This is a genomic window from Pseudomonas sp. RL_5y_Pfl2_73 (assembly GCF_963970515.1).
In the GTDB taxonomy this organism is placed as follows: Bacteria; Pseudomonadota; Gammaproteobacteria; order Pseudomonadales; family Pseudomonadaceae; genus Aquipseudomonas.
This window is the reverse complement of sequence record NZ_CAXAPD010000008.1, coordinates 46,032-70,825: the sequence shown is the minus strand read 5'-3', so window position 1 is coordinate 70,825 and position 24,794 is coordinate 46,032. Positions and strand designations below refer to the sequence as shown.

The 24,794-nt window shown below is 61.4% G+C and carries 27 protein-coding genes; 16 read left to right on the top strand and 11 right to left on the bottom strand.

Annotated features, from left to right (window positions below; all coding sequences use genetic code 11):
• Positions 1 to 55: 55 nt before the first annotated feature.
• The 3 genes from AACY42_RS10005 to tldD all read left to right on the top strand — a co-directional run bounded on the left by AACY42_RS10005 (position 56) and on the right by tldD (position 6,332).
• Complete coding sequence (locus tag AACY42_RS10005; RefSeq protein WP_339478993.1) at positions 56 to 3,859, top strand: YhdP family protein; 3,804 nt, start codon at positions 56 to 58, stop codon at positions 3,857 to 3,859.
• A gap of 161 nt (positions 3,860 to 4,020) precedes the next feature.
• Positions 4,021 to 4,884 carry a carbon-nitrogen hydrolase family protein gene (locus AACY42_RS10000; RefSeq protein ID WP_339478991.1) on the top strand — a complete coding sequence of 288 codons (864 nt, stop codon included), beginning with the start codon at positions 4,021 to 4,023 and terminating at the stop codon, positions 4,882 to 4,884.
• Positions 4,885 to 4,889: 5 nt separating this feature from the next.
• Entirely contained in the window at positions 4,890 to 6,332 is a 1,443-nt protein-coding gene (gene tldD / locus AACY42_RS09995; RefSeq protein ID WP_003197828.1) for a metalloprotease TldD, read from the top strand.
• 259 nt (positions 6,333 to 6,591) lie between these two features.
• Here the strand turns inward: tldD and yjgA are convergent, their stop codons facing one another.
• The gene (gene yjgA / locus AACY42_RS09990; protein ID WP_014336624.1) at positions 6,592 to 7,116 is read right to left on the bottom strand and encodes a ribosome biogenesis factor YjgA; all 525 of its coding nucleotides are present in this window, start codon (positions 7,114 to 7,116) and stop codon (positions 6,592 to 6,594) included.
• Positions 7,117 to 7,224: 108 nt separating this feature from the next.
• On the opposite strand from yjgA, the gene pmbA reads away from it, so the two are divergent.
• From pmbA to AACY42_RS09960, 6 genes are all read left to right on the top strand, one after another.
• On the top strand, positions 7,225 to 8,571 hold the full coding sequence (gene pmbA / locus AACY42_RS09985; RefSeq protein ID WP_339478989.1) for a metalloprotease PmbA: 1,347 nt from the start codon (positions 7,225 to 7,227) through the stop codon (positions 8,569 to 8,571).
• Between the two features lie 178 nt (positions 8,572 to 8,749).
• Complete coding sequence (locus tag AACY42_RS09980) at positions 8,750 to 9,145, top strand: FagA protein (RefSeq protein ID WP_339478987.1); 396 nt, start codon at positions 8,750 to 8,752, stop codon at positions 9,143 to 9,145.
• The gene (locus AACY42_RS09975; protein ID WP_339478984.1) at positions 9,138 to 10,514 is read left to right on the top strand and encodes a class II fumarate hydratase; all 1,377 of its coding nucleotides are present in this window, start codon (positions 9,138 to 9,140) and stop codon (positions 10,512 to 10,514) included. Before AACY42_RS09980 ends, AACY42_RS09975 begins: the two co-directional genes overlap by 8 nt.
• A 27-nt stretch (positions 10,515 to 10,541) precedes the next feature.
• Complete coding sequence (locus AACY42_RS09970; RefSeq protein WP_339478982.1) at positions 10,542 to 10,982, top strand: hypothetical protein; 441 nt, start codon at positions 10,542 to 10,544, stop codon at positions 10,980 to 10,982.
• A 2-nt stretch (positions 10,983 to 10,984) separates the two neighbouring features.
• Complete coding sequence (locus AACY42_RS09965) at positions 10,985 to 11,608, top strand: superoxide dismutase (protein ID WP_339478980.1); 624 nt, start codon at positions 10,985 to 10,987, stop codon at positions 11,606 to 11,608.
• A gap of 19 nt (positions 11,609 to 11,627) precedes the next feature.
• Complete coding sequence (locus tag AACY42_RS09960) at positions 11,628 to 12,518, top strand: ZIP family metal transporter (RefSeq protein WP_339478978.1); 891 nt, start codon at positions 11,628 to 11,630, stop codon at positions 12,516 to 12,518.
• Between the two features lie 213 nt (positions 12,519 to 12,731).
• Here the strand turns inward: AACY42_RS09960 and AACY42_RS09955 are convergent, their stop codons facing one another.
• From AACY42_RS09955 to AACY42_RS09910, 10 genes are all read right to left on the bottom strand, one after another.
• Positions 12,732 to 13,007, bottom strand: coding sequence for an HPr family phosphocarrier protein (locus tag AACY42_RS09955; RefSeq protein ID WP_339478976.1), 276 nt, complete (start codon positions 13,005 to 13,007; stop codon positions 12,732 to 12,734).
• A 15-nt stretch (positions 13,008 to 13,022) separates the two neighbouring features.
• Entirely contained in the window at positions 13,023 to 13,880 is an 858-nt protein-coding gene (gene rapZ / locus AACY42_RS09950; protein ID WP_339478974.1) for an RNase adapter RapZ, read from the bottom strand.
• A gap of 2 nt (positions 13,881 to 13,882) precedes the next feature.
• Positions 13,883 to 14,347, bottom strand: a complete 465-nt coding sequence (ptsN, locus tag AACY42_RS09945) for a PTS IIA-like nitrogen regulatory protein PtsN (protein ID WP_003197847.1) — start codon at positions 14,345 to 14,347, stop codon at positions 13,883 to 13,885.
• 12 nt (positions 14,348 to 14,359) lie between these two features.
• The gene (gene hpf / locus AACY42_RS09940; RefSeq protein ID WP_339478973.1) at positions 14,360 to 14,668 is read right to left on the bottom strand and encodes a ribosome hibernation-promoting factor, HPF/YfiA family; all 309 of its coding nucleotides are present in this window, start codon (positions 14,666 to 14,668) and stop codon (positions 14,360 to 14,362) included.
• 76 nt (positions 14,669 to 14,744) lie between these two features.
• A complete protein-coding gene (locus AACY42_RS09935; protein WP_339478972.1) occupies positions 14,745 to 16,238 on the bottom strand; it encodes an RNA polymerase factor sigma-54 in 1,494 nt (497 codons plus the stop codon).
• A 164-nt stretch (positions 16,239 to 16,402) separates the two neighbouring features.
• The gene (gene lptB, locus AACY42_RS09930) at positions 16,403 to 17,128 is read right to left on the bottom strand and encodes an LPS export ABC transporter ATP-binding protein (RefSeq protein WP_072346987.1); all 726 of its coding nucleotides are present in this window, start codon (positions 17,126 to 17,128) and stop codon (positions 16,403 to 16,405) included.
• A complete protein-coding gene (lptA, locus tag AACY42_RS09925) occupies positions 17,128 to 17,676 on the bottom strand; it encodes a lipopolysaccharide transport periplasmic protein LptA (protein ID WP_339478968.1) in 549 nt (182 codons plus the stop codon). The genes lptB and lptA overlap by 1 nt, the downstream gene beginning before the upstream one ends.
• Entirely contained in the window at positions 17,663 to 18,232 is a 570-nt protein-coding gene (lptC, locus tag AACY42_RS09920; RefSeq protein ID WP_063322911.1) for an LPS export ABC transporter periplasmic protein LptC, read from the bottom strand. The genes lptA and lptC overlap by 14 nt, the downstream gene beginning before the upstream one ends.
• A 7-nt stretch (positions 18,233 to 18,239) precedes the next feature.
• Positions 18,240 to 18,764, bottom strand: coding sequence for a KdsC family phosphatase (locus AACY42_RS09915; RefSeq protein WP_339478966.1), 525 nt, complete (start codon positions 18,762 to 18,764; stop codon positions 18,240 to 18,242).
• The gene (locus AACY42_RS09910; protein ID WP_339478964.1) at positions 18,765 to 19,739 is read right to left on the bottom strand and encodes a KpsF/GutQ family sugar-phosphate isomerase; all 975 of its coding nucleotides are present in this window, start codon (positions 19,737 to 19,739) and stop codon (positions 18,765 to 18,767) included.
• Between the two features lie 274 nt (positions 19,740 to 20,013).
• On the opposite strand from AACY42_RS09910, the gene AACY42_RS09905 reads away from it, so the two are divergent.
• The 7 genes from AACY42_RS09905 to murA all read left to right on the top strand — a co-directional run bounded on the left by AACY42_RS09905 (position 20,014) and on the right by murA (position 24,709).
• On the top strand, positions 20,014 to 20,823 hold the full coding sequence (locus AACY42_RS09905) for an ATP-binding cassette domain-containing protein (RefSeq protein ID WP_339478962.1): 810 nt from the start codon (positions 20,014 to 20,016) through the stop codon (positions 20,821 to 20,823).
• Positions 20,823 to 21,620 carry a lipid asymmetry maintenance ABC transporter permease subunit MlaE gene (gene mlaE, locus AACY42_RS09900; protein WP_339478961.1) on the top strand — a complete coding sequence of 266 codons (798 nt, stop codon included), beginning with the start codon at positions 20,823 to 20,825 and terminating at the stop codon, positions 21,618 to 21,620. Before AACY42_RS09905 ends, mlaE begins: the two co-directional genes overlap by 1 nt.
• A complete protein-coding gene (mlaD, locus tag AACY42_RS09895; RefSeq protein ID WP_339478960.1) occupies positions 21,620 to 22,087 on the top strand; it encodes an outer membrane lipid asymmetry maintenance protein MlaD in 468 nt (155 codons plus the stop codon). Before mlaE ends, mlaD begins: the two co-directional genes overlap by 1 nt.
• Before the next feature lie 11 nt (positions 22,088 to 22,098).
• Complete coding sequence (locus tag AACY42_RS09890; RefSeq protein WP_339478959.1) at positions 22,099 to 22,752, top strand: MlaC/ttg2D family ABC transporter substrate-binding protein; 654 nt, start codon at positions 22,099 to 22,101, stop codon at positions 22,750 to 22,752.
• A gap of 8 nt (positions 22,753 to 22,760) precedes the next feature.
• Complete coding sequence (locus AACY42_RS09885) at positions 22,761 to 23,066, top strand: STAS domain-containing protein (protein WP_339479193.1); 306 nt, start codon at positions 22,761 to 22,763, stop codon at positions 23,064 to 23,066.
• Positions 23,067 to 23,181: 115 nt separating this feature from the next.
• Entirely contained in the window at positions 23,182 to 23,421 is a 240-nt protein-coding gene (locus tag AACY42_RS09880) for a BolA family protein (protein ID WP_007953556.1), read from the top strand.
• Positions 23,422 to 23,443: 22 nt separating this feature from the next.
• Positions 23,444 to 24,709 carry a UDP-N-acetylglucosamine 1-carboxyvinyltransferase gene (murA, locus tag AACY42_RS09875; protein WP_339478958.1) on the top strand — a complete coding sequence of 422 codons (1,266 nt, stop codon included), beginning with the start codon at positions 23,444 to 23,446 and terminating at the stop codon, positions 24,707 to 24,709.
• The last annotated feature ends 85 nt before the right edge of the window (positions 24,710 to 24,794 follow it).

Genomic DNA, 24,794 nt, shown 5'->3' with positions numbered 1-24,794 from the left:
TTGGGAAGCGGCGGGCCCGCGGATTTGATTGTCTTTGCCAGGGGAGCCTACTGACATGGAGCGTCTGACACGCATGACGGCGACGCTGACCCGCTGGGGGCTGGGGCTGTGCGCGCTGCTGCTGGTGTTGCTGGCGTTGTACGTCAGCCTCGGTCGTGAGCTGATCCCGCTGGTGGCCGAATATCGCGCCGAGGTCGAGACCCGGACCGCCGCCGCCTTGGGCATGCCTGTGCACATCGGCAGCCTCGACGGTAGTTGGAGCGCCCTGTCGCCAATCCTGGCGGCGCGCGACGTGGTGGTCGGTGAAGGCTCCAACGCCTTGCACCTGGATCAGGTGCGAGCCGTGCCAGACCTTTGGGACAGCCTGCTGGCGCGGCAGGTGCGCATCGCCCACTTGGAAGTCAGCGGCCTGAAGATCAGCCTCAAGGAGGGCGCCGACGGCAAGTGGGCCCTGGAAGGCCTGCCGGTGAAGGAGGACCAGCCCCTCGATCCGCAGCAACTGCTCGAGCGCCTGCAGGTGGTTTCCAAGCTCTCGGTGCTCGATAGCCAAGTGACCTTGCAGCCCCTTGAGCAACCACCGCTGACCCTCACCTACGTCGGTTTGAGCCTGCGCATCGGCGCCACCCGCCAGCGGCTGGAGGTCCGCTTGACCCTGCCTGACGGGCAGCCCGTGGCGATCAACCTGCGCACCCGTATCCGCGCCAGTAATTGGAAGAATGGCCAGGTCGAGGCGTACCTGAGCCTGCCGCAAAGCGACTGGTCACAATGGCTGCCGAAACGCCTGACCCAGCAATGGAATTTTTCCCGGATCAAGGCCGGTGGCGAGTTCTGGCTGAGTTGGGGCGGCGGTACGCTGCAAAGCGCGGTCATGCGCTTGAACGCTCCTGACATCCTGGGTGCTTACGCCGAGCGCAAGCCGGTGCAGATCCATAACCTGGCGCTCAATGGCTATTTTCAGCGTGGCGACCAGGGGTTTACCGCGACCTTCGATTCCCTGGCGATGAACCTGGGTGAAACCCGCTGGGAATCACGCCTGCAACTGCAACAGAGTGCCGCCACCGAACAGGCCGAGGAGCGCTGGCACCTGCAAGCCGACCGTCTCGACTTGACCCCGCTCACGCCTTTACTCAATGCCCTGGCACCGTTGCCCGAAGGCCTGGCGACGACCATCGACCGTCTCAAGGTGACCGGTGCCCTGCGCAACGTGCTGCTGGACTACCGGCCGCAGAACACCGGTGACCAGAAAATCAGCTTCGCCACCAACCTGGACACCGTGGGCTTTGATGCCTATCGCGGCGCCCCGGCTGCGCGCAATGTATCGGGGAGCCTGAGCGGCGACCTCGGTGGCGGCGAGCTGCGCATGGACAGCAAGGATTTTTCCCTGCACCTGGACCCGATTTTCGCCAAGCCCTGGCAGTACCTGCAGGCCAACGCCCGGCTAACCTGGAAGCTCGACAAGCAAGGCTTCACCCTGATCGCGCCGTATTTGAAGGTGCTGGGCGAGGAGGGCCGGATTGCCGGCGACTTCCTGATCCGTCTGCATTTCGACCACAGCCAGGAAGACTACATGGACCTGCGGGTCGGCCTGGTGGACGGTGACGGACGCTACACCGCCAAGTACCTGCCGGCGGTCCTCAGCCCGGCGCTGGATGAGTGGCTGCGCACGGCCATCGTCAAGGGTGCGGTGGATGAGGGCTTTTTCCAGTATCAAGGCTCGCTCAATCACGGTGCTGAGGACGCGGCACGCAGTATCAGCCTGTTTTTCAAGGTGCATGACGCCGAACTGGCGTTCCAGCCGGGCTGGCCTTCGGTCAGCAAGGTCAGCGGCGATGTCTTCGTCGAAGACAGCGGCGTACGCATCTTCGCCAGTCAAGGCCAATTGCTCGATACCCAGGTCAAGGATGTTTCGGTGAGCATTCCCCATGTACCCAGCGGGCAGAGTTCTCATCTGCTGCTGGACGGCGGGTTCGCCGGTGGGCTGGGCGACGGTCTGAAAATCCTCCAGACCGCGCCGATCGGGACCGCCGAGACTTTCGCCGGCTGGGAAGGCGAGGGCGATCTGCAAGGCAGCGTGAAGCTCGACATCCCCCTGGTCAAAGCCGAGCAACCGAAGATTCTGGTGGACTTCGCCACCGACAAGGCCCGTCTCAAACTCAGCGAACCGCTGCTGGAACTGACCCAGCTCAAGGGCGATTTCCGCTTCGACAGCAACAAGGGGCTGAGCGGCAAGGGCATCAGTGCCCGGGCGTTCGACCGGCCCGTGACCGCGCAGATTTTCGCCGAGGGCCGCGCCGGAGCACTCAACACCCGGGTCGCCGCGTCCGGGCAGGTAGAGGTCAAGAAACTCACCAGTTGGTTGAATGTCACCCAGCCGTTGCCGGTATCTGGTGTCGTGCCCTACCAGTTGCAAGTGATCCTCGACGGCGCCGACAGCCAGTTGTCAGTCAGTTCCAACCTCAAGGGCGTGGCACTGGACCTGCCGGCACCCTTTGGTATGGCCGCCAATGTCGGACGCGACACGGTGTTTCGAATGACCCTGCAAGGGCCGGAGCGGCGTTATTGGGTCGATTATGGCAACCTGGCCAGGTTCACTTACGCCGCGCCGAGCGGCAAATTAGCCGACGGTCGCGGCGAATTGTTGCTGGGTGCCGGCGATGCCGTTCTGCCTGGGGCCAAGGGGCTGCGACTGCGCGGCACGCTGTCGGAACTGGACGTGAGTCCTTGGCAGGACCTGGTGAACAAGTACGTCGGTCAGGATCCGGGCGGCAGTGCCAAGCAACTGCTGAGCAGCGTCAATCTGACCGTTGGCAAGCTCACGGCCATGGGCACCACCCTGGACCAGGCGTCGGTGCAACTGGACCGCAAGCCGAACGCCTGGGCCTTGCGGCTTAACAGTCAGCAGGCCAAGGGCGATGTAAGCCTGCCGGATGCGAAGGCCACCCCGATTGGTATCAAGCTTGATTATGTGCGCTTGCCGGCCACAGATCCGACGGTCCAGGCGGATGAAAACGCTCCGGACCCTTTGGCGTCGGTCGATCCTGGCAAAATCCCGGCCATGGATATTGCCATCGACCAACTGTTTCAGGGCCCTGATCTCATCGGTGCGTGGTCGTTGAAAGTGCGACCGACCGCCAAGGGCATCGCGCTGAGCAATCTGGACATGGGCCTCAAGGGCATGGTGTTGAACGGCAGTGGTGGTTGGGAGGGTTCGCCCGGCTCCACCAGCAGTTGGTACAACGGCCGTATTGGCGGCAAGAACCTGGGTGACGTGCTCAAGGGCTGGGGTTATGCCCGGAGCGTGACCAGTCAGACATTCCGCCTGGATGTCGACGGCCGCTGGCCCGGCTCGCCGGCGTGGGTTGCCACCAAGCGCTTTTCTGGCAGCCTCGACGCGTCACTGAGCAAGGGCCAGTTTGTCGAAGTGGAAGGTAGCGCCCAGGCGCTACGGGTATTTGGCCTGTTGAACTTCAACTCCATCGGCCGCCGCTTGCGCCTGGACTTCTCCGACCTGTTCAGCAAGGGCCTGAGTTACGACCGGGTCAAAGGGCTGCTGGTGGCGAGCGACGGTGTGTACGTGACCCGCGAACCCATTACCCTGACCGGGCCGTCGAGCAACCTGGAACTCAATGGCACGCTGGACATGGTGGCCGACCGAGTCGATGCCAAGCTGCTGGTGACGCTGCCGGTGACCAACAACCTGCCGATCGCCGCGCTGATCGTTGGCGCACCGGCGGTGGGTGGGGCGCTGTTTCTGATCGACAAACTGATCGGTGACCGTGTAGCGCGCTTTGCCAGCGTAAGATACGACGTCAAGGGGCCGTGGAAAGAGCCGAAGATTACCTTCGACAAGCCGTTTTGACAGTTCGACGCCAACTCCCTTGTGGGAGCGGGCCTGTGGGGGCAAAGCTTGCTCGCGATTGCGGTGTTTCAGCCAGCCTGTATGTTGGATGTACCTGCCTCATCGCGAGCAAGCTTCGCTCCCACAGCCGCCTCCGGCGAGGATAAAAAGAGGGAAGCTTCATGCCAGTCGCAGTGATTCAAATGGTCAGCCAACGCGATGTGCTCGCCAACCTGGCCCGCGCCCATGTGCTGCTGGAGCAGGCTGCCGCAGGCGGCGCCAGGCTGGCCGTGCTGCCGGAGAATTTTGCCGCGATGGGACGGCGGGACATTGCCGATATCGGTCGAGCCGAAGCCTTTGGTCAGGGACCTATCCTGCCCTGGTTGAAACAGGTCGCGCGAGACCTCAAGTTATGGATTGTGGCCGGCACATTGCCGTTGCCACCGGTGGACCAGCCCGAGGCCAGGTCCCATGCCTGTTCGTTGCTGGTCGACGATCAAGGCCAGATCGTGGCGCGCTACGATAAGCTGCACCTGTTCGATGTCGATGTGGCGGACAATCGCGGGCGCTATCGCGAGTCGGATGACTATGCTTATGGCGCCAACGTGGTGGTTGCCGATACCCCCGTGGGTCGGGTGGGCCTGACGGTCTGTTATGACTTGCGGTTCCCGGAGCTCTACAGCGAGCTGCGGGCTGCCGGGGCCGAACTGATCGCGGCGCCGTCGGCGTTTACCGCGGTAACCGGTGCGGCCCATTGGGAGGTGCTGATCCGCGCCCGGGCTATCGAGACCCAGTGCTACGTGCTGGCGGCCGCCCAGGGCGGCGTGCATCCGGGGCCGCGGGAAACCTTTGGCCACGCCGCGATTGTCGACCCATGGGGCCGTGTGCTGGCGCAACAGGATCAAGGTGAGGCCGTGCTGCTGGCCGAGCGCGACAGCAGCGAACAGGCGTCCATCCGGGCGCGCATGCCGGTGGCCAGCCATCGGCGCTTTTTCTCGCAGGGCGCTCGACAGCGGCCTGTCCAAGACGACGAATTCAAGGCGTAAATCATATGAGCGGGTTGTTGTCCTCAGTCAGTGAACACCTTCTAGCCCCCGGCGGCGTGACCCTCGAAAGCCTGCAAGGCGTGCTGGGCGACCTGGCCGGCCCGGGCATCGATGCGGCCGACCTGTATTTCCAGGGGCAGATCTCCGAGTCCTGGTCGCTGGAAGACGGCATCGTCAAGGAAGGCAGTTTCAACCTCGACCAGGGCGTGGGCGTGCGCGCCCAGTCCGGGGAAAAGACCGGTTTTGCCTACAGCAACGCCATCACCCTCGAAGCCCTCGGCGCTGCTGCCCGTGCGGCCCGCTCGATCTCCCGCGCCGGGCAGAACGGCACGGTCCAGGCGTTCAGCAGCCAGGACGTGGCGCAGTTGTATGCGCCGGATAACCCCCTTGAAGTCATGAGCCGCGCCGAAAAAGTCGAGCTGCTCAAGCGCATCGACGTCGCTACCCGTGCCCTCGACCCGCGCATCCAGCAAGTGTCGGTCAGCATGGCCGGGGTCTGGGAACGGATCCTGGTGGCTTCCACCGACGGCGGCCTGGCGGCGGACGTGCGGCCGCTGGTGCGGTTCAACGTCAGCGTGATCGTCGAGCAGAACGGTCGCCGTGAGCGCGGCGGCCATGGCGGCGGCGGGCGCACCGACTACCGGTATTTCCTCAGCGAAGACCGCGCCATGGGCTACGCCCGCGAAGCGCTGCGCCAGGCGCTGGTCAACCTCGAAGCCATTCCGGCCCCGGCAGGTACATTGCCGGTGGTGCTGGGGTCCGGTTGGTCCGGCGTGCTGCTGCACGAAGCAGTCGGCCACGGCCTGGAAGGCGATTTCAACCGCAAGGGCAGTTCGGCCTACAGCGGGCGCATGGGGGAAATGGTCGCCTCGAAACTCTGCACCATTGTCGATGACGGCACCCTGGCCGGGCGTCGTGGCTCCCTGAGCGTCGACGATGAAGGCACCCCGACCGAATGCACCACGCTGATCGAGAACGGCGTGCTCAAGGGCTACATGCAGGACAAGCTCAACGCCCGGTTGATGGGCGTGGCCCGTACCGGCAACGGTCGCCGTGAGTCCTACGCGCACCTGCCGATGCCGCGCATGACCAACACCTACATGCTCGGTGGCCAGAGCGATCCGGCGGAAATCATCGCCTCGGTGAAAAAAGGCATCTATTGCGCCAACCTCGGCGGCGGCCAGGTGGACATCACCAGCGGTAAGTTTGTGTTCTCCACCAGTGAGGCCTACCTGATCGAAGACGGCAAGATCACCGCACCGGTCAAGGGCGCGACCCTGATCGGCAATGGGCCGGAGGCGATGAGCAAGGTGTCGATGGTCGGTAACGACCTGGCGCTGGACAGCGGTGTGGGCACGTGCGGCAAGGACGGGCAATCGGTGCCGGTGGGCGTCGGCCAGCCGACCCTGAAGATCGATGCGATTACCGTGGGTGGCACGGGCGCATAAGCATGTACACGATCTCTGTAGGAACCCTGTAGAAGCTGTGTAGGAGCCGTGCAGGAGCTGTGTAGGAGCTGTCGAGTGCAACGAGGCTGCGATCTTTCCCCTGCCACTTGAATCTCAAGCGAAAGATCAAAAGATCAAAAGATCAAAAGATCAAAAGATCAAAAGATCAAAAGATCAAAAGATCAAAAGATCAAAAGATCAAAAGATCAAAAGATCAAAAGATCGCAGCCTGCGGCAGCTCCTACAGAGCGGATGGAACTCAGCGCAGGCCGCGTTGGGTTTCGTCCAGCTCACGGATGTACTTGAAGATTTTACGGCTCGAGGCCGGTGGCTTGTTCTGCGCCAGTTCGTGCTGGGCCTGACGGATCAGGGAGCGCAATTGCTGACGATCGGCCTCCGGGTAGTCGATGACGAATTTTTCCAGGGTGCCGTCGTCGCCTGCGATCAAGCGATCGCGCCAGCGCTCCAGGTTGTGGAAACGTTCGTTGTACTGCCGGGTGGAGGCATCGAGTTGATCGAGCAGGACCAGGATGGCGTCAGTGTCCTGATCGCGCATCAGTTTGCCGATGAATTGCAGGTGCCGTTTACGCGCGATATTCGCGGTGTGCTTGGGCGCATCGGCCAGGGCCCGACGCAGGGCGTCGGTCAAAGGCAGTTTGGCCAGCAAGTCAGGCTTGAGTGTTGTCAGGCGCTCGCCGAGGTCAACCAGAGCATGCAGCTCGCGTTTGACCTGGGATTTGCTTTTTTCACCCTCGTAGAGGGAGTCGTCGTAAGAATCAACCATGGTGGCAGTCCGCAAAGAAACGCCGCCATGATAACCAGTCGGGGGCCGCTTGTCCGGCCCGGTCGCTCGATGGCCATCACCGAAAAGAGAATTTTAGTGGAGAACACCATGAGTGCAGTTCAAAGCGTCGGCCCGCAAGCATTGCCGGCACTGCAGGAGCAAGTTGAGCAGATCCTTGCCGAGGCCAAGCGCCAGGGCGCCAGTGCCTGTGAAGTAGCGGTGTCCCTGGAGCAGGGGCTGTCGACGTCGGTGCGCCAGCGCGAGGTGGAAACTGTCGAGTTCAATCGCGACCAGGGCTTTGGCATCACCTTGTACGTGGGCCAGCGCAAGGGGTCGGCCAGCACTTCGGCAAGCGGTCCGGAGGCCATTCGCGAGACCGTCGCCGCGGCACTGGCGATTGCCAAGCACACCTCCGAAGACGAAGCCTCGGGCCTGGCTGATGCCGCGCTGATGTGCAAGGAACAGCGGGACTTCGACCTGTTCCACGCCTGGGACATCACCCCCGAGCAGGCGATCGAACAGGCACTGCGTTGCGAAGCCGCGGCATTCGAGGCTGACAGCCGGATCAAGAACGCCGACGGTACGACGCTCAATACCCACCAGGGCTGCCGGGTCTATGGCAACAGCCACGGTTTCATCGGCGGTTATGCATCGACCCGCCACAGCCTCAGTTGCGTGATGATCGCCGAAGCCAACGGCCAGATGCAGCGCGATTACTGGTACGACGTGAACCGCCAGGGCACCTTGCTGGCGGACCCGGTAAGTATTGGCCAGAAAGCCGCGCAACGGGCGGCCAGTCGCCTGGGCGCGCGGCCGGTACCAACCTGTGAGGTTCCGGTGCTGTTTTCGGCCGAGCTGGCCGGCGGCCTGTTCGGCAGCTTCCTGTCGGCGGTGTCCGGCGGCAACCTGTACCGCAAGTCGTCGTTCCTCGAGGGCGCGTTGGGCCAGAAACTGTTTCCGGAATGGATGACTATCGACGAGCGTCCGCACCTGATGCAGGCCATGGGCAGCTCGGCGTTCGACGGCGACGGCCTGGCCACTTACGCCAAGCCGTTCGTGGAAAACGGCGAGTTGGTGTCCTACATCCTCGGCACCTATTCGGGTCGCAAGCTCGGCATGCCGAGCACCGCCAATGCCGGTGGCGTGCATAACCTGTTCGTGACCCATGGTGAAGAAGACCAGGCGGCCTTGCTGCGGCGCATGGGCCGGGGCCTGCTGGTGACCGAACTGATGGGCCACGGACTGAACATGGTCACCGGGGACTATTCCCGCGGCGCGGCGGGTTTCTGGGTCGAGAACGGCGAGATCCAGTTCCCGGTCCAGGAAGTGACCATCGCCGGGAACATGCGCGACATGTTCAAGCAGATCGTAGCGGTGGGCAACGATCTGGAACTGCGCAGCAACATCCGCACCGGTTCGGTGCTGATCGAGCGAATGACGGTGGCGGGTAGCTGACCTCAGTCGCCATGAAAAAGCGCGTCATCCTCGCGGGTGACGCGCTTTTTTTGTGTTCACAAACCCCTGTGCCGAGGGAGCAATCGCTACCGCGACGATGAATTTGTGCTGCTTCGTGGTTGTGTTGGTTATTATTATCATCTAATAATAAGTCTCATTCACCGAGTGAGCCCCGGTCATGAGTTCTGCCTTGCACGAACAACCCTGCCTTGAAAACTGGCGCTGGATGAGCCGCCAGATCCGTTGCGCGATGAACCCGGACGAGCCGCGGTTGATCGAGCACTACCTGGCTGAGGGCCGCTATCTGGCCTGCTGCACCGCCACTTCGCCATGGATGATCTCCGAGACCGCGTTCCGGCTGCTGCTCGACACCGCCTCGGATGTCGCGCTGCCCTGGCATTGGCGCAATCTCTGCCTCGACCAGGCCTGGCGCCCTCTGCGTGAGCTCGAACAACAATCACTGTGCCGCTGCCGCCTCAAGCGCTGGCAGGGTCATGCCTGGGCGCTGGCGACCTGCGCCTTGGAACCGTCGATTCCTCATATTGAACTGGTGCAAGGATCTCCCGATGAGTAATACCCGTATCGAACGCGACAGTATGGGCGAGCTGCAAGTCCCGGTGGATGCTCTCTATGGCGCCCAGACCCAGCGCGCCGTGAACAACTTTCCGGTCAGCGGACAGTGTATGCCGGCGCAGTTCATCCGCGCCCTGATCCTGGCCAAGGCTGCCGCCGCCCGGGCCAACGTAGAGCTGGAACAAATCAGCGCGGCCCAGGGCAAGGCCATCGTCGATGCGTCTCTGGGATTGCTCGAAGGCCGCTTCATGGACCATTTTCCGGTGGACATCTTCCAGACCGGCTCCGGCACCAGCTCCAACATGAACGCCAACGAAGTGATCGCGACCCTCGCCAGTCGCCTGCTGGGGGAAACGGTCAATCCGAACGACCACGTCAATTGCGGCCAGAGCAGCAACGACATCATCCCCACCAGCATTCATGTCAGCGCTGCGCTGGCCTTGCGTGAGCAACTGCTGCCGGCGCTGTTGCGCCTGGTGCAGGTGATCGAGCGCAAGGCCGCAGAGGTTCACCCATTCATCAAGACGGGTCGCACCCATCTGATGGATGCCATGCCGGTGCGCCTGAGCCAGGTGCTTGACGGTTGGGCGCAACAGCTCAAGGCCAATATCGACCACTTGGAGGATGTGCTGCCGAGCCTGCAATCCCTGGCCCAGGGCGGGACGGCGGTCGGCACCGGGGTCAATGCCCATCCACGTTTCGCCGAGCTGTTCAGCCAACAACTGACGCAATTGACCCAGGTGCAATTCACCCCGGGCAAGAATTTGTTCGCGCTGATCGGCTCCCAGGACACCGCCGTAGCGGTTTCCGGGCAGCTCAAGACCACTGCCGTGTCGCTGATGAAAATCGCCAACGACCTGCGCTGGATGAATTCCGGGCCGCTGGCAGGCCTGGGCGAGATCGAGCTCGAAGGCTTGCAACCGGGCTCCTCGATCATGCCCGGCAAGGTCAACCCGGTCATTCCTGAAGCGACCGCGATGGTGGCGGCCCAAGTGATTGGCAACGACACGGTGATTACTATCGCCGGTCAATCGGGAAACTTCGAATTGAACGTGATGCTGCCGATCATCGCCCAGAACCTGCTGAGCAGCATCGCCTTGATGTCCACTGCCAGCCGCTTGCTGGCGGACAAGGCCATCGCCAGCTTCAGGGTCAACGAGGCTCAGCTCAAGGAAGCGTTGTCGCGCAACCCGATCCTGGTAACCGCGCTGAATCCGATCATTGGTTACCAGAAGGCCGCTGAAATCGCCAAGAAGGCTTATCAGCAAGGCCGGCCGGTCATCGATGTCGCCCTGGAGCATACCGACCTGACCCGCCGCGAACTCGAAGTCCTGCTGGACCCGGAGAAGCTCACCGCTGGCGGCGTGTAATCCCGGCACCTGTGTGGAGGACTCATCATGGAACACTGGAAACGTACGATCGAACGGGCCAATCGCTGTTTCATGCTGGGTGAGTTGGTAGACGCCCGCGAAGCCTACCTGCAAGCCCTGGCGCTGGCCCAGGTGTTGTTCGAGCGTTGGGCGGATGCCGACGAAGCCGTGGCCGCGTGTGTCGTCTCCCATCACAACCTGGCGGACCTGCACTTGCGCCTGAACCAGCCGGAGGAGAGCGCCGAGTATCTGTGTGCGATCCACCAAAGGTTGTTGCAGGCGATGCAGGACGAACGCTTGGCGCCGGCCCTGCGCACCGCCGCGCTGCGTCAGAGCCACAAGACCTATGTCGAACTGCTGAATTTCATCAGCGAGCACGGTGAGTACCCACGCACCCAGCGCCTGCTGCACTGCACTGCCGCTACGCCCCGGCAGCGCAATGCCCCTCTTCATCATGGAGTTCATTGAAAATGGCTTTTACCTTACCTGCATTGCCCTACACCTATGACGCCCTGGAGCCGCACATTGATGCGCAAACCATGGAGATCCACTACACCAAGCATCACCAGACCTACATCAATAACCTCAACGCAGCGGTGGACGGCACCGAATACGCCGGGTGGCCCGTCGAAAAACTGGTGTCCAGTGTTGAGCAGTTGCCGGCAAGCCTGCAGGCCGCGGTGATCAACCAGGGCGGCGGTCATGCCAACCATTCGCTGTTCTGGGAAGTGATGACACCCCGGGGCGGCGGCCAGCCCGATGGCGCCTTGGCGGCGGCAATCGAAGCGCAGTTGGGCGGTATCGAGGGTTTCAAGGAAGCCTTCACCAAAGCGGCGCTGACCCGTTTCGGCAGTGGCTGGGCCTGGTTGAGCGTGACCCCGCAAAAGACCCTGGTGGTGGAAAGCAGCGGCAACCAGGACAGCCCGCTGATGAATGGCAACACACCGATTCTTGGCCTGGACGTCTGGGAGCACGCCTATTATCTGCGCTACCAGAACCGTCGTCCGGAATACATCAGTGCCTTCTACAACGTGATCAACTGGCCTGAGGTCGCCCGGCGCTACCAGGTTGCGTTGGCTTCGAGTCCTTCGTGAAAGCAACTCAAGGCTGACTATGGATACTCAAACACTGGCGATTGGAAGCGGACGGATGTTCCGCTATGCCTTGGGATCGCTGTTGCTGTTGGCCGGGATGACGTTGTTGGCGGCGCAGGGCCTGGCTTGGTTGGACCTGGACCCCAGGTTGTTGCGCGCGCTCGAGGGCGGCGGGCTCTGCGCCTTGGGCACCGCGCTGGGGGCGGTGCCGGTGTTGGTCATCCGGCGCATGCCCCAGGTGGTTAGCGATTCACTGCTGGGCTTCGGTGCCGGGGTGATGCTCGCGGCGACGGCGTTTTCGCTGATCGTGCCAGGCATTGCCGCAGCCGAACAATTGGGGTTAACGCCTTGGGCGGCCAGCGGTCTTATCAGTTTCGGCATTCTATTGGGAGCATTCGGGCTGTATCTGGTGGACCGCAAGGTCTCGGCCAGCCCCGAAAGGCGGGTCGCGGTGCCAGGTCGCCCGATCATTGCGGCGCGGATCTGGTTGTTTGTGTTTGCCATCATTGCCCACAACATTCCCGAAGGCATGGCAGTGGGGGTGTCGGCGGGCGGCGGCATGCCGGATGCCGATAGCCTGGCGATGGGCATCGCCTTGCAGGATGTACCCGAAGGGCTGGTGATCGCGCTGGTGCTGGCTACGGCGGGGATGTCGCGGGCCAAGGCGTTCTTGATTGGCGCGGCGTCAGGGCTGGTCGAACCCGTGTTCGCGCTGCTGTGCGCCTGGTTGGTGAGCCTGGCCGAGATGCTCTTGCCTCTGGGCCTTGCGTCGGCGGCCGGGGCGATGTTGCTGGTGGTGACTCACGAAGTCATTCCCGAATCTCGCCGCAATGGTCACGAGAAACTGGCGAGCCTGGGGCTGCTGGTGGGTTTTTGCCTGATGATGGTGTTGGATACGGCGTTGGCGTGATGCAAAAAAAACGCGGGGTCTGGAGCTTAAGGGGCGAGGGCGCTTCGCTTGGCTGCGCCGTTGGAGTTGTGTAGGAGCTGTCGAGTGCAACGAGGCTGCGATCCTTCCACCCCCCATTGAGTCAGGAGTGAAAGATCAAGATCAAAAGATCGCAGCCTTCGGCAACTCCGACATGCAGTCCCGCGGGAGCTGCTCGCCTCGGGTTTGGGGCAGTTATTCGCCTTCGTCGAAGTATCTGTTGATCAGGTCCACCAGGGCGTCCAGCGCTTCCTGCGCCTCTTCACCTTCGGTGTGCAGGTGGATCCTGGTGCCCTTGCCGGCAGCGAGCATCATCATCGCCATAATGCTTTTACCGTCAATTGCGGTTTCGGGTGTCCGGCCAACCCTGATGGTGGTGTCCTTGAACTGGCCCGCGACTCCGACGAACTTGGCCGACGCTCGGGCATGCAAACCCAGCTTGTTGATGATTTCAATTTCCTGAGCAGGCATCGCGATGTGAATCCTTTAGCTGAGGTCGCGGTGGCGAACCTGGACGTTCTTCAGGGATTGTTGCAGGAGTTGCCCCAGACGTTCGGTCAGGTAGACGGAGCGGTGATGGCCGCCGGTACAACCGATGGCGATCGTGACATAGGCGCGGTTGCTCGCGGCAAAGCGGGGCAGCCATTTGAGCAGGTAGCTGGAGATGTCCTGATACATTTCCTCGACATCCGGCTGGGCGGCCAGGTAGTCGATCACCGGCTGGTCGAGCCCGGACTGCTCGCGCAATTCCGGTTTCCAATAAGGATTGGGCAGGCAGCGCACATCGAACACCAGGTCGGCGTCTACGGGCATGCCACGCTTGAAACCGAACGACTCCACCAGGAACGCTGTACCCGGCTCGGGTTGGTTGAGCAGGCGCAGCTTGATCGTGTCGCGCAACTGATACAGGTTCAGGTGCGTGGTGTTGACCTTCAGGTCTGCCAGGTCAGCGATTGGCCCCAATAGCTGGCTTTCATCCTCGATGGCTTCGGCCAGGGAGCGGTTGGCATTGCTCAGTGGGTGGCGCCGGCGGGTTTCGGAAAAACGCTTGAGCAGTGTTTCTTCATCGGCATCCAGGTACAGCACGTCACACTGGATATGCCGGCTGCGCACTTCCTTGAGCAGTTCAGGAAAACGCGACAGGTGGCTTGGCAGGTTACGCGCATCGATGGACACCGCCACCAGTGGCTGCGCCAGCTCGGTGTGGATCAGGGCACGCTCGGCCAGTTCCGGCAGCAGGCCGGCGGGCAAATTGTCGATGCAATAGTAGCCGCTGTCCTCAAGCACGGCGAGGGCTGTACTTTTACCGGAGCCGGAGCGGCCACTGACAATGATCATGCGCATTTTTAATGACCGTTCTGCTCGTCCAGGACAACCTGGTACAACGCTTCGTTGCTCGGTGCGCTGCGCAGTTTTTCGCGCACTTCCTTGCGGTCCAGCATGCTAGCGATCTGGCGCAGCAGCTCGAGGTGCGCATCGGTCGCCGCTTCCGGTACCAGCAATACAAACAGCAGGTCGACCGGGGCGCCGTCGATGGCGTCGAAATCTATAGCGGTTTCAAGGTGCAACAGCGCGCTGATCGGCGCGGCACAACCCTTGAGACGGCAGTGGGGAATGGCGATGCCGTTGCCAAAACCGGTGGAACCGAGTTTTTCACGGGCAACAAGGGCCTCGAAGACGTCCTGCATTTCCAGATCCGGCACCTCGCGGTGGATCAGGTTGGCAATGTGTTCGAGGGCTTTCTTTTTACTGCCGCCCGGCGCGTTCACCTGGGAACGGCCGGGGGTCAGGATGGTTTCTAGTCGGATCATGGATTGGGGGGGTTAACGACCGGTTGCGCCCTGGAGGAGGCTCTGGGTCTTTTCCTTATGCTTTTTGAGTTGGCGATCCAGCTTGTCGGTCAGCAGGTCAATCGCGGCATACATGTCTGTGTGCTCTGCGTTGGCAACCACTTCTCCGCCGGGGATATGCAGCGTGGCTTCGATTTTCTGCAGCAGTTTCTCGACGTTCATCGTGACTTGCACGTTGGTGATCTTGTCGAAATGCCTCTCCAATCGGTCGAGTTTTTCGCCGATGTAGGTGCGCAGGGGGTCGGTCACTTCCAGTTGGTGTCCACTGATGTTGACTTGCATACAGCTTCTCCTTCGTTGCCAGTGCATAAAGCGGCAGGCAGAAATGCCTGCCACTGGAACGCTGTGGCGTGGCTCGTTACATCAACCGCTTGCGTTCGCTCGAAGGCGCGATCCCGAGGGATTCGCGGTATTTGGCGACGGTGCGGCGGGCCACCTGAATGCCTTGTGCCTCCAGTAAACCAGCGATCTTGCTGTCACTCAACGGCTTTTTCTGATTTTCCGCAGCCACCAGTTTTTTGATGATCGCGCGGATGGCCGTGGACGAGCATTCGCCGCCTTCGGAGGTGCTGACGTGGCTGGAGAAAAAGTATTTCAATTCATAGATGCCCCGAGGGGTATGCATGAATTTCTGGGTGGTTACCCGGGAAATCGTCGACTCGTGCATGCCCACTGCCTCGGCAATGTCATGCAGGACTAACGGTTTCATTGCTTCATCGCCGTACTCCAGGAAGCCGCGCTGATGCTCGACGATCTGGGTGGCCACTTTCATCAGGGTTTCGTTGCGGCTTTGCAGGCTCTTGATGAACCAGCGCGCTTCCTGCAGCTGATTCCGCATGAAGGTGTTGTCGGCGCTGGTGTCGGCGCGCTTTACAAAACCGGCGTACTGGGCGTTGACCCGCAGCTTGGGTACCGACTCCTGGTTGAGCTCCACGAGCCAGCGATCATTGTGCTTGCGCACGATCACGTCGGGGACCACGTATTCAGGTTCGGCGGATTCGATCTGCGAGCCAGGGCGTGGGTTGAGGCTCTGCACCAGCTCGATGACCTGGCGCAGCTCATCTTCCTTGAGCTTCATGCGACGCATCAGTTGGCTGTAGTCGCGGCCGCCCAGCAGGTCGATGTAATCGGTGACCAGCCGCTTGGCTTCGACCAACCACGGTGTCTTGGCGGACAACTGGCGCAGTTGCAGCAACAGGCACTCGCCCAGGTTGCGGGCGCCGATGCCGGCCGGTTCGAACTGCTGGATGCGATGAAGGACGGCTTCGATCTCGTCCAGCTCGATGTCGAGCTCGGGGTCGAAGGCTTCCAGGATTTCTTCGAGGGTCTCGTCCAGGTAGCCCTGGTTGTTGATGCAATCGATCAGGGTCACAGCGATCAGGCGATCGGTGTCTGACATCGGCGCCAGGTTCAGCTGCCACAGCAGGTGGCTTTGCAGGCTTTCGCCAACGGAGGTGCGGGTGGTGAAGTCCCACTCGTCGTCATCGCTGCTTGGCAGGCTGCTGGCGCTGGTCTGGTAGACGTCTTCCCAGGCCGTGTCCACGGGCAGTTCGTTGGGGATGCGTTCGTTCCATTCGCCGTCCTCGAGGTTGTCCACCGTCGGGGCGGCTTCCTGGTAGGCCGGTTCCGGGATTTCGGTATTGGTCTTCTGCTCGACGTTGTCGGCCAGCGGGTCGGTGTTGTCGAAGTCGTCGCCTTCTTCCTGGCGTTCGAGCATCGGATTGGACTCCAGGGCCTCCTGGATTTCCTGTTGCAGGTCCAGGGTCGACAATTGGAGCAGGCGGATGGCCTGTTGCAGCTGCGGTGTCATCGTCAGCTGCTGGCCCATTCTCAAGACTAGCGATGGTTTCATGGCAGGGGCTTAACACCTTATTCGCCGGCGCACATGCGCCATCCACTACAGGGCGCCGAAGCGCCAAACTTAAGCAAATTATATGCCTGAAACTGAAGTGTTTGCCTAGAGCGTCGCCATAATAAAATTAAACGACGCTCGGGCAATTCGCCAGACACTTGTGCTTACAGGCGGAACTCATGGCCCAGGTACACTTCCTTGACCAGGTCATTGGCCAGGATCGCTGCGGAGTCACCTTCGGCGATCAGCTGGCCGTCATTGACAATGTAGGCGGTTTCGCAGATATCCAGCGTCTCGCGCACGTTGTGGTCGGTGATCAGTACGCCGATCCCCTTGGCCTTGAGGTGATGGATGATCTGCTTGATGTCGCCCACCGAAATGGGGTCCACGCCGGCGAACGGTTCGTCGAGCAGGATGAACTTCGGTGCGGTGGCCAGGGCGCGGGCGATTTCCACGCGACGCCGCTCGCCACCGGACAGGCTCATGCCCAGGTTGTCGCGAATGTGGTTGATGTGGAATTCCTGCAACAGGCTTTCCAGCTCCTGGCGACGACCGGCCTTGTCGAGTTCCTTGCGGGTCTCGAGGATCGCCATGATGTTGTCGGCAACCGAAAGTTTGCGGAAGATCGACGCTTCTTGCGGTAAATAGCCGATACCTGCCTTCGCCCGGCCGTGCATCGGCTGGTGGCTGACGTCCAGGTCGTCGATCAGCACGCGACCCTGGTCGGCCTGGACCAGGCCGACGATCATGTAGAAGCAGGTGGTCTTGCCCGCGCCGTTGGGGCCGAGCAGGCCGACGATCTGGCCGCTGTCGATGGACAGACTGACATCACGCACGACTTGACGGCTCTTGTAGCTCTTGGCCAGGTGCTGAGCTTTCAGAGTTGCCATTACTGGGCCTTCTGCTCGTCGGTTTTCTTTTTCGGTTGGATCACCATGTCGATCCGCGGACGCGACTCGGTCACCTTGCTGCCGGTGGCGCGACCGGCGCTGGCGAGTTTCTTGTTGGTGTCGTAGACGATTTTCTCGCCTTGGGTCACGTTGTTGTCCTTGTCGATGACCTTGGCGCGGTCGATCAGGACTACGCGATCCTTGGCGGCGTGGTACTGGATGGTTACCCCGTAGCCCTGTACAGGTTTGGTATCGCCTGCGGTTTGCATCTGTTCGAAATAGGCCAGGTTGCCCACCGAGGTTACTACGTCGATGTCGCCGGACGAGGTGCGGGTGATGGTCACGGTATTGCCGGTGACCTTCATCGAGCCCTGGGTGATGATCACGTCGCCTTTATAGGTGGCGACGCCATTCTTGTCGTCGAGCTGGGCATCGTCGGCCTGGATGCGGATAGGCTGGTTACGGTCGTCGGGAAGAGCCCAGGCGCTCGCGCTTCCCAGTGCTGCGCCCAGACTGAGCAAAATAGGGAGGGTTTTAGCGAGCTTCATACTGTCCTCTTACGTTCGATAGCAGGTGTATCCTGCTTTCCTTCAAATACGCTTTCATTCCCGTGCCGGTCGATACACCCCCGGCGCCGTCGATTCTAACGGGTTGCTCGGTCTGCGCATATTCTTGCTGTGGGAACACGGTCATGCGCGTGCTGGTGATGATGGTTGTACGGTTTTTCTCGTCGGTTCGGGCGATGCGCACCGAGTCGATCAGTTCGACTTCGGTGCCGCCGGAATTGACTTCGGCGTGCTCGCTCTGCACATGCCAAGGAAACTCGGTGCCGCGGAACATGTTCAGGTCGGGCTTGGTGACCAGCGTAATGTCAGTGGCCTTGACGTGGTCGACCTTGTCGGACGTCATCTCATATTGCACTTTGCCGTCGGGCAGGTACTGCAGGGTATGCGTGTTGGTCGCGTACCAGTCGATCTTTTCCTCGATCTGGGCGGCAGGCCGGTCGAGAAACCGTTCGGGGCTGATGTTCCAGTAGCCCACCGCCGCGAAAATCGCCGCGATACAGCCGAACACCACGATGGTGCGAATTTTCTTGCTCAGCATAAATGGCTCACAGGTACGCGGCGTTGGCCGCTTCAAGGTGGCCCTGGGCGCGCAGGATCAGTTCACAGAATTCGCGGGCCGCACCTTCGCCGCCTCGCGCCGTGGTGACGCCGTGGGCGTGCTCGCGGACGAAGCTGGCCGCATTGGCGACCGCCATGCCCAGGCCGACCCGGCGAATCACCGGCAGGTCTGGCAGGTCGTCACCGAGGTAGGCTACCTGTTCATAGCTTAGGTTGAGTTGACCCAGAAGCTCGTCCAGCACCACCAGTTTGTCTTCGCGCCCCTGGTAAAGGTGCGCGATGCCGAGGTTCTTCGCGCGCCGTTCGACCACCGGGGTCTTGCGGCCGCTGATGATAGCGGTCTGCACGCCGGCGGCCATCAGCATTTTGATGCCTTGGCCGTCGAGGGTGTTGAACGTCTTGAACTCGCTGCCGTCTTCAAGGAAGTACAGGCGACCGTCGGTCAGCACGCCGTCGACGTCGAATACCGCCAACTTGATGGCTTGACCGCGTTGCAACAGGTCTGTGTTCATTTACATGACTCCCGCACGCAGCAAATCGTGCATGTTCAAGGCGCCCACCGGACGGTCTTCGTCGTCGACGACCACCAGGGCGCTGATTTTGTGGTCTTCCATGATTTTCAGGGCCTCGGCGGCGAGCATCTCGGCGCGGGCGGTCTTGCCGTGGGGCGTCATGACTTGCTCGATGGTGGCACTGTGGATATCGATGGTGCGGTCCAGGGTGCGGCGCAGGTCGCCGTCGGTGAAGATCCCGGCGAGCTTGCCGTCGGCCTCCAGGACCACCGTCATGCCCAGGCCCTTGCGGGTCATCTCCATGAGTGCGTCTTTGAGCAGCGTGCCGCGCAGCACTTGCGGCAACGCCTGGTCCGCGTGCATCACATTTTCGACTTTCAGCAGCAGGCGACGGCCGAGGGCGCCACCCGGATGGGAAAAGGCGAAATCTTCCGCGGTGAAGCCCCGGGCTTCCAGCAGCGCCACGGCCAGGGCGTCGCCCATGACCAGGGCCGCGGTGGTGGAAGAGGTCGGTGCCAGGTTCAGCGGGCAGGCTTCGTGTTCGACATGAACATTGAGGTTGACTTCGGCGGCCTTGGCCAGCGGCGAGTCCGGGTTACCGGTCATGCTGATCAACTGGATGCCCAGGCGCTTGATCAGCGGCAGCAGTGTGATGATTTCATGGGTGGAACCGGAGTTGGACAGGGCCAGGATGACGTCGTCCCGGGTGATCATGCCCATGTCCCCGTGGCTGGCTTCGGCCGGATGGACAAAAAAGGCCGTGGTGCCGGTGCTGGCGAGGGTGGCGGCGATCTTGTTGCCGATGTGCCCGGACTTGCCCATGCCTACCACGACCACGCGGCCTTTGGCGGCCAGAACCATCTCGCAGGCGCGTACGAAATCAGCGTCGATATGGGGCACCAAGCCTTGCACGGCTTCAAGCTCGAGGCGGATGGTACGTTGTGCCGATTGAATCAGGTCGCTGGATTGGCTCATGTCAGAAATCGTATAGCCCGATGAAAAGGCGGCGATTATAGCGGCAATGAACAATTCCCTCACGTAAGTTCGTCATGCTTTGTTCGAGGGGCCGCAAGGTTCGACATAAAATATGGCTTTTTACCTTAAGCCAGGCTTAACAGGCGGGGCGTTGGCCTTGGGCGCTTGGCTGTTGCAGTGATATAGTTCGCCGCCGGTTTGTGTGCCCGGCGGTACCGCCGCTTGTCGGCTGCCCTGGGCATTCGAATGTGAGGCTGCATCGCAAGGAGTTTAGATGAGTGCCGACAACGCCTACGCGGTCGAGCTGAAGGGACTGTCCTTCAAGCGAGGGACGCGCAGCATTTTCAATGACATCGATATTCGCATTCCGCGCGGCAAGGTCACCGGCATCATGGGGCCTTCCGGGTGTGGCAAGACCACGCTGCTGCGGCTGATGGGGGCACAACTGCGCCCCAGCGCCGGCGAAGTCTGGGTCAATGGCCAGAATCTTCCCGAGTTGTCTCGCGGCGACCTGTTCGATGCGCGCAAGCACATGGGGGTGCTGTTCCAGAGTGGTGCGCTGTTTACCGATCTCGACGTGTTCGAGAATGTGGCGTTCCCGCTGCGGGTCCATACCGACCTGCCGGAAGAGATGATCCGTGACATCGTCCTGCTCAAGTTGCAGGCCGTTGGGCTGCGTGGCGCCCTCGACCTGATGCCCGACGAGCTGTCCGGCGGCATGAAGCGTCGGGTCGCGTTGGCGCGGGCGATTGCCCTCGATCCGAAGATCCTCATGTACGACGAGCCCTTCGTCGGGCAGGACCCGATTGCCATGGGTGTGCTCGTGCGCCTGATCCGCCTGCTCAATGATGCGCTGGGCATCACCAGCATCGTGGTCTCCCATGACCTGGCCGAAACCGCCAGCATTGCCGACTACATCTATGTGGTTGGCGATAGCCAGGTACTGGGTCAGGGCACGCCCCAGGAGCTGAAGGACTCGGACAACCCGCGCATTCGCCAATTCATGAAGGGTGATCCGGACGGGCCGGTGGCGTTCCATTTCCCGGCCACGGATTACCGTACCGATCTGCTGGGGAAGCGCTGATGCGCAAGAAATCACTGTTGGAAAGAATTCGCCTGTTTGGCCACTCCGGCATCGATGTGGTGGCGGTACTGGGCCGTTCCTCGCTGTTCCTGATGCACGCCTTGCTCGGTCGCAACTCGACGGGCGGCGGTTTTGGCCTGCTGGTCAAGCAGTTGCACTCGGTGGGCGTGATGTCCCTGGTGATCATCGTGGTCTCCGGGATCTTCATTGGCATGGTGCTGGCGCTGCAAGGCTTCAGCATTTTGTCCAGCTACGGTTCGGAGCAGGCTGTCGGGCAGATGGTTGCGTTGACGCTGCTGCGTGAGCTCGGCCCCGTGGTGACCGCGCTGCTGTTCGCCGGGCGTGCCGGTTCGGCGCTGACGGCCGAAATCGGTAACATGAAGTCCACCGAGCAGTTGTCCAGCCTGGAAATGATCGGTGTCGACCCGCTCAAGTACATCATTGCCCCGCGCCTGTGGGCCGGTTTCATTTCCCTGCCGGTGCTGGCGATGATTTTCAGCGTCGTGGGGATTTGGGGCGGCTCATGGGTGGCTGTCGACTGGCTGGGGGTCTATGAGGGCTCCTACTGGTCGAACATGCAAAACAGCGTCGACTTCCTCGATGATGTCCTCAATGGCGTGATCAAAAGTGTCGTATTCGCTTTCGTCGTGACCTGGATCGCCGTGTTTCAAGGCTATGACTGTGAGCCCACGTCTGAGGGGATCAGCCGAGCCACAACCAAGACCGTGGTGTACGCCTCGCTGGCGGTCCTGGGCCTTGACTTTATTCTGACCGCCTTGATGTTTGGAGATTTCTGATGCAAAACCGCACCCTGGAAATCGGTGTCGGCCTTTTCTTGCTGGCTGGCATCCTGGCTTTGCTGCTGCTGGCCCTGCGGGTCAGTGGATTGGCGCCGACGGCAAGCACCGATACTTATAAACTTTATGCCAATTTTGACAATATCGCCGGTTTGACGGTCAGAGCAAAGGTGACCATGGCCGGTGTCACCATCGGCAAGGTCACGGCAATCGATCTGAATCGCGAGGATTTCACCGGTCGGGTGACGCTGCAGTTGGAAAAGCGTGTGGATAACCTGCCGACTGATTCCACTGCATCTATCCTCACGGCTGGGCTGCTGGGGGAGAAATACATTGGCATCAGCGTGGGTGGGGACGATGCCGTGCTCAAGGACGGTGGCGTCATCCACGACACGCAGTCTTCCTTGGTGCTTGAGGACCTGATCGGTAAATTCCTGCTCAATACCGTTAGCAAAGACGCCAAATGAGGAGCTTTTGAATGATCTCTATCTTGCGACGTGGCCTGTTGGTGTTGCTCGCGGCGCTGCCGCTGATGGCTAACGCCGTGGCTGCGCCTTCGGCCCATGACATCATCCAGGACACGACGAGCCGGTTGTTGGCAGACCTTTCGGCCAACAAAGAGAAATACAAACAGGACCCCAGCGCGTTCTATGATGCGCTGAACGGCATCGTCGGCCCCGTGGTGGACGCCGAGGGCATCTCCAAGAGCATCATGACCGTCAAGTACTCGCGTAAGGCGAGCCCGGCGCAGATGATCCGCTTCCAGGAGAACTTCAAGCGCAGCCTGATGCAGTTCTATGGCAACGCCTTGCTTGAGTACAACAACCAGGGCATCACGGTTTCGCCGGCCAAGGACGAAAACGGCAACCGCACCAGCGTCGATATGCAGGTCAAGGGCAACAACGGCGCGATCTACCCAGTCTCCTACACACTCGAGAAAATCAACGACGAGTGGAAGGTGCGCAACGTGATCATCAATGGCATCAACATCGGCAAGCTGTTCCGTGATCAGTTCTCCGACGCGATGCAGCGCAATGGCAACGACCTGGACAAAACCATCAACGGTTGGGCCGGTGAGGTCGCCAAGGCCAAGGACGTGGCCGAAGACGCCAAAGAGAAGCAGGCACAATGATCGAGTCGGTGAGTGAGTCGGCCGTTCGTCTGGATGAGGCTGGCACGCTGATGCTCAGTGGCGTGCTGGATTACCGCACCGGCCCGGCTCTGCGCAAGCAGGGTCAGGCGCTGATCAAGTCCGTCAGTGCCGCCGAGGTGGTCATTGACTGTTCGGCGGTGCAGAAGTCCAGCAGTGTCGGCTTGTCGCTGCTGCTGTGCTTCATGCGGGACGCCAAGGCTGCCGGCAAAATGTGGAGCATCCGTGGGATGCCCGAAGACATGCGTGAAATAGCCCAGGTCAGCGAGCTGACCGAGTTGTTGGCGCACCCCTGACCCACATCGTTGGAAAAGTCCCCCCGTCAGAGTCCTGCTTCGCGGGGTTCGCAGGCACGGGGCTTTTTTGTATGATGTGCGACCCGCGCGCACAGGGCGCCGATTGAGGTTGAGCATGCAGGCTGTAGAAGTGAAGAGCTTCCTAGAAGGAAAGCTGCCTGGTACGCAGGTGGAAGTTGAAGGCGAAGGCTGCAACTTCCAGTTGAACGTGATCAGCGATGAACTGGCGGCGTTGAGCCCAGTGAAGCGTCAGCAGAGCATCTATGCCCATTTGAACCCATGGATCGCCGATGGCAGCATCCACGCGGTCACGATGAAATTTTTCAGCAGCGCGGCCTGGGCCGAGCGCACCTGAGCCCAAGGGCCTCGAGATTCTTATGGATAAACTGATTATTACCGGCGGCGTTCGTCTTGATGGCGAAATCCGTATTTCCGGGGCAAAGAACTCCGCCCTGCCGATCCTGGCCGCGACTCTGCTGTGCGATGGCCCGGTGACCGTGGCCAACCTGCCGCACCTGCACGACATCACCACGATGATCGAGCTGTTCGGTCGCATGGGCATTGAGCCGGTGATCGACGAGAAGCTCAGCGTCGAGATCGACCCGCGCACCATCAAGACCCTGGTCGCCCCGTACGAGTTGGTGAAGACCATGCGTGCGTCGATCCTGGTGTTGGGCCCGATGGTCGCCCGTTTCGGTGAAGCCGAAGTTGCCTTGCCTGGCGGTTGTGCCATTGGCTCGCGTCCGGTGGACCTGCACATTCGCGGCCTTGAAGCCATGGGCGCGGTGATCGACGTCGAAGGCGGCTACATCAAGGCCAAGGCGCCGGAAGGGGGCTTGCGCGGCGCACACTTCTTCTTCGATACCGTCAGCGTGACCGGTACCGAGAACATCATGATGGCCGCCGCACTGGCCAGGGGCCGCAGCGTGCTGCAAAACGCCGCGCGTGAGCCTGAAGTGGTCGACTTGGCGAACTTCCTGATCGCCATGGGCGCCAAGATCAGCGGTGCCGGCACCGACACCATCACCATCGATGGCGTCGAGCGCCTGCATTCGGCCACCTACAGAGTGATGCCGGACCGGATCGAAACCGGTACCTATCTGGTGGCCGCTGCCGTCACCGGTGGCCGCGTCAAGGTCAAGGACACCGATCCGACCATCCTTGAAGCCGTCCTTGAGAAACTCAAGGAAGCCGGTGCCGAAGTCACCTGCGGCGAAGACTGGATCGAAGTGAACATGCACGGCAAGCGGCCAAAAGCCGTCAACGTGCGGACCGCACCGTATCCGGCGTTCCCGACCGACATGCAGGCGCAGTTCATCTCCCTCAACGCCATTGCCGAAGGCACGGGCGCGGTGATCGAGACGATCTTCGAAAACCGCTTCATGCATGTCTACGAACTGCACCGCATGGGCGCCAAGATCCAGGTCGAAGGCAACACGGCCATCGTCACGGGGACCGAGAAGCTCAAGGGCGCGCCAGTGATGGCTACCGATCTGCGGGCCTCGGCCAGCCTGGTGATCTCGGCCCTGGTTGCCGAAGGTGATACCCTGATCGACCGCATCTACCACATCGACCGTGGCTACGAGTGCATCGAGGAAAAACTGCAGATGCTCGGCGCCAAGATCCGCCGCGTACCGGGCTAGTTCCGGCTGCATGGGCACAAGGACGTGCCCGTTGATTTCGTTTCAGGTCGAGGGTGTTTGCGCCCTCGATGTGTGTCCGGCGCCG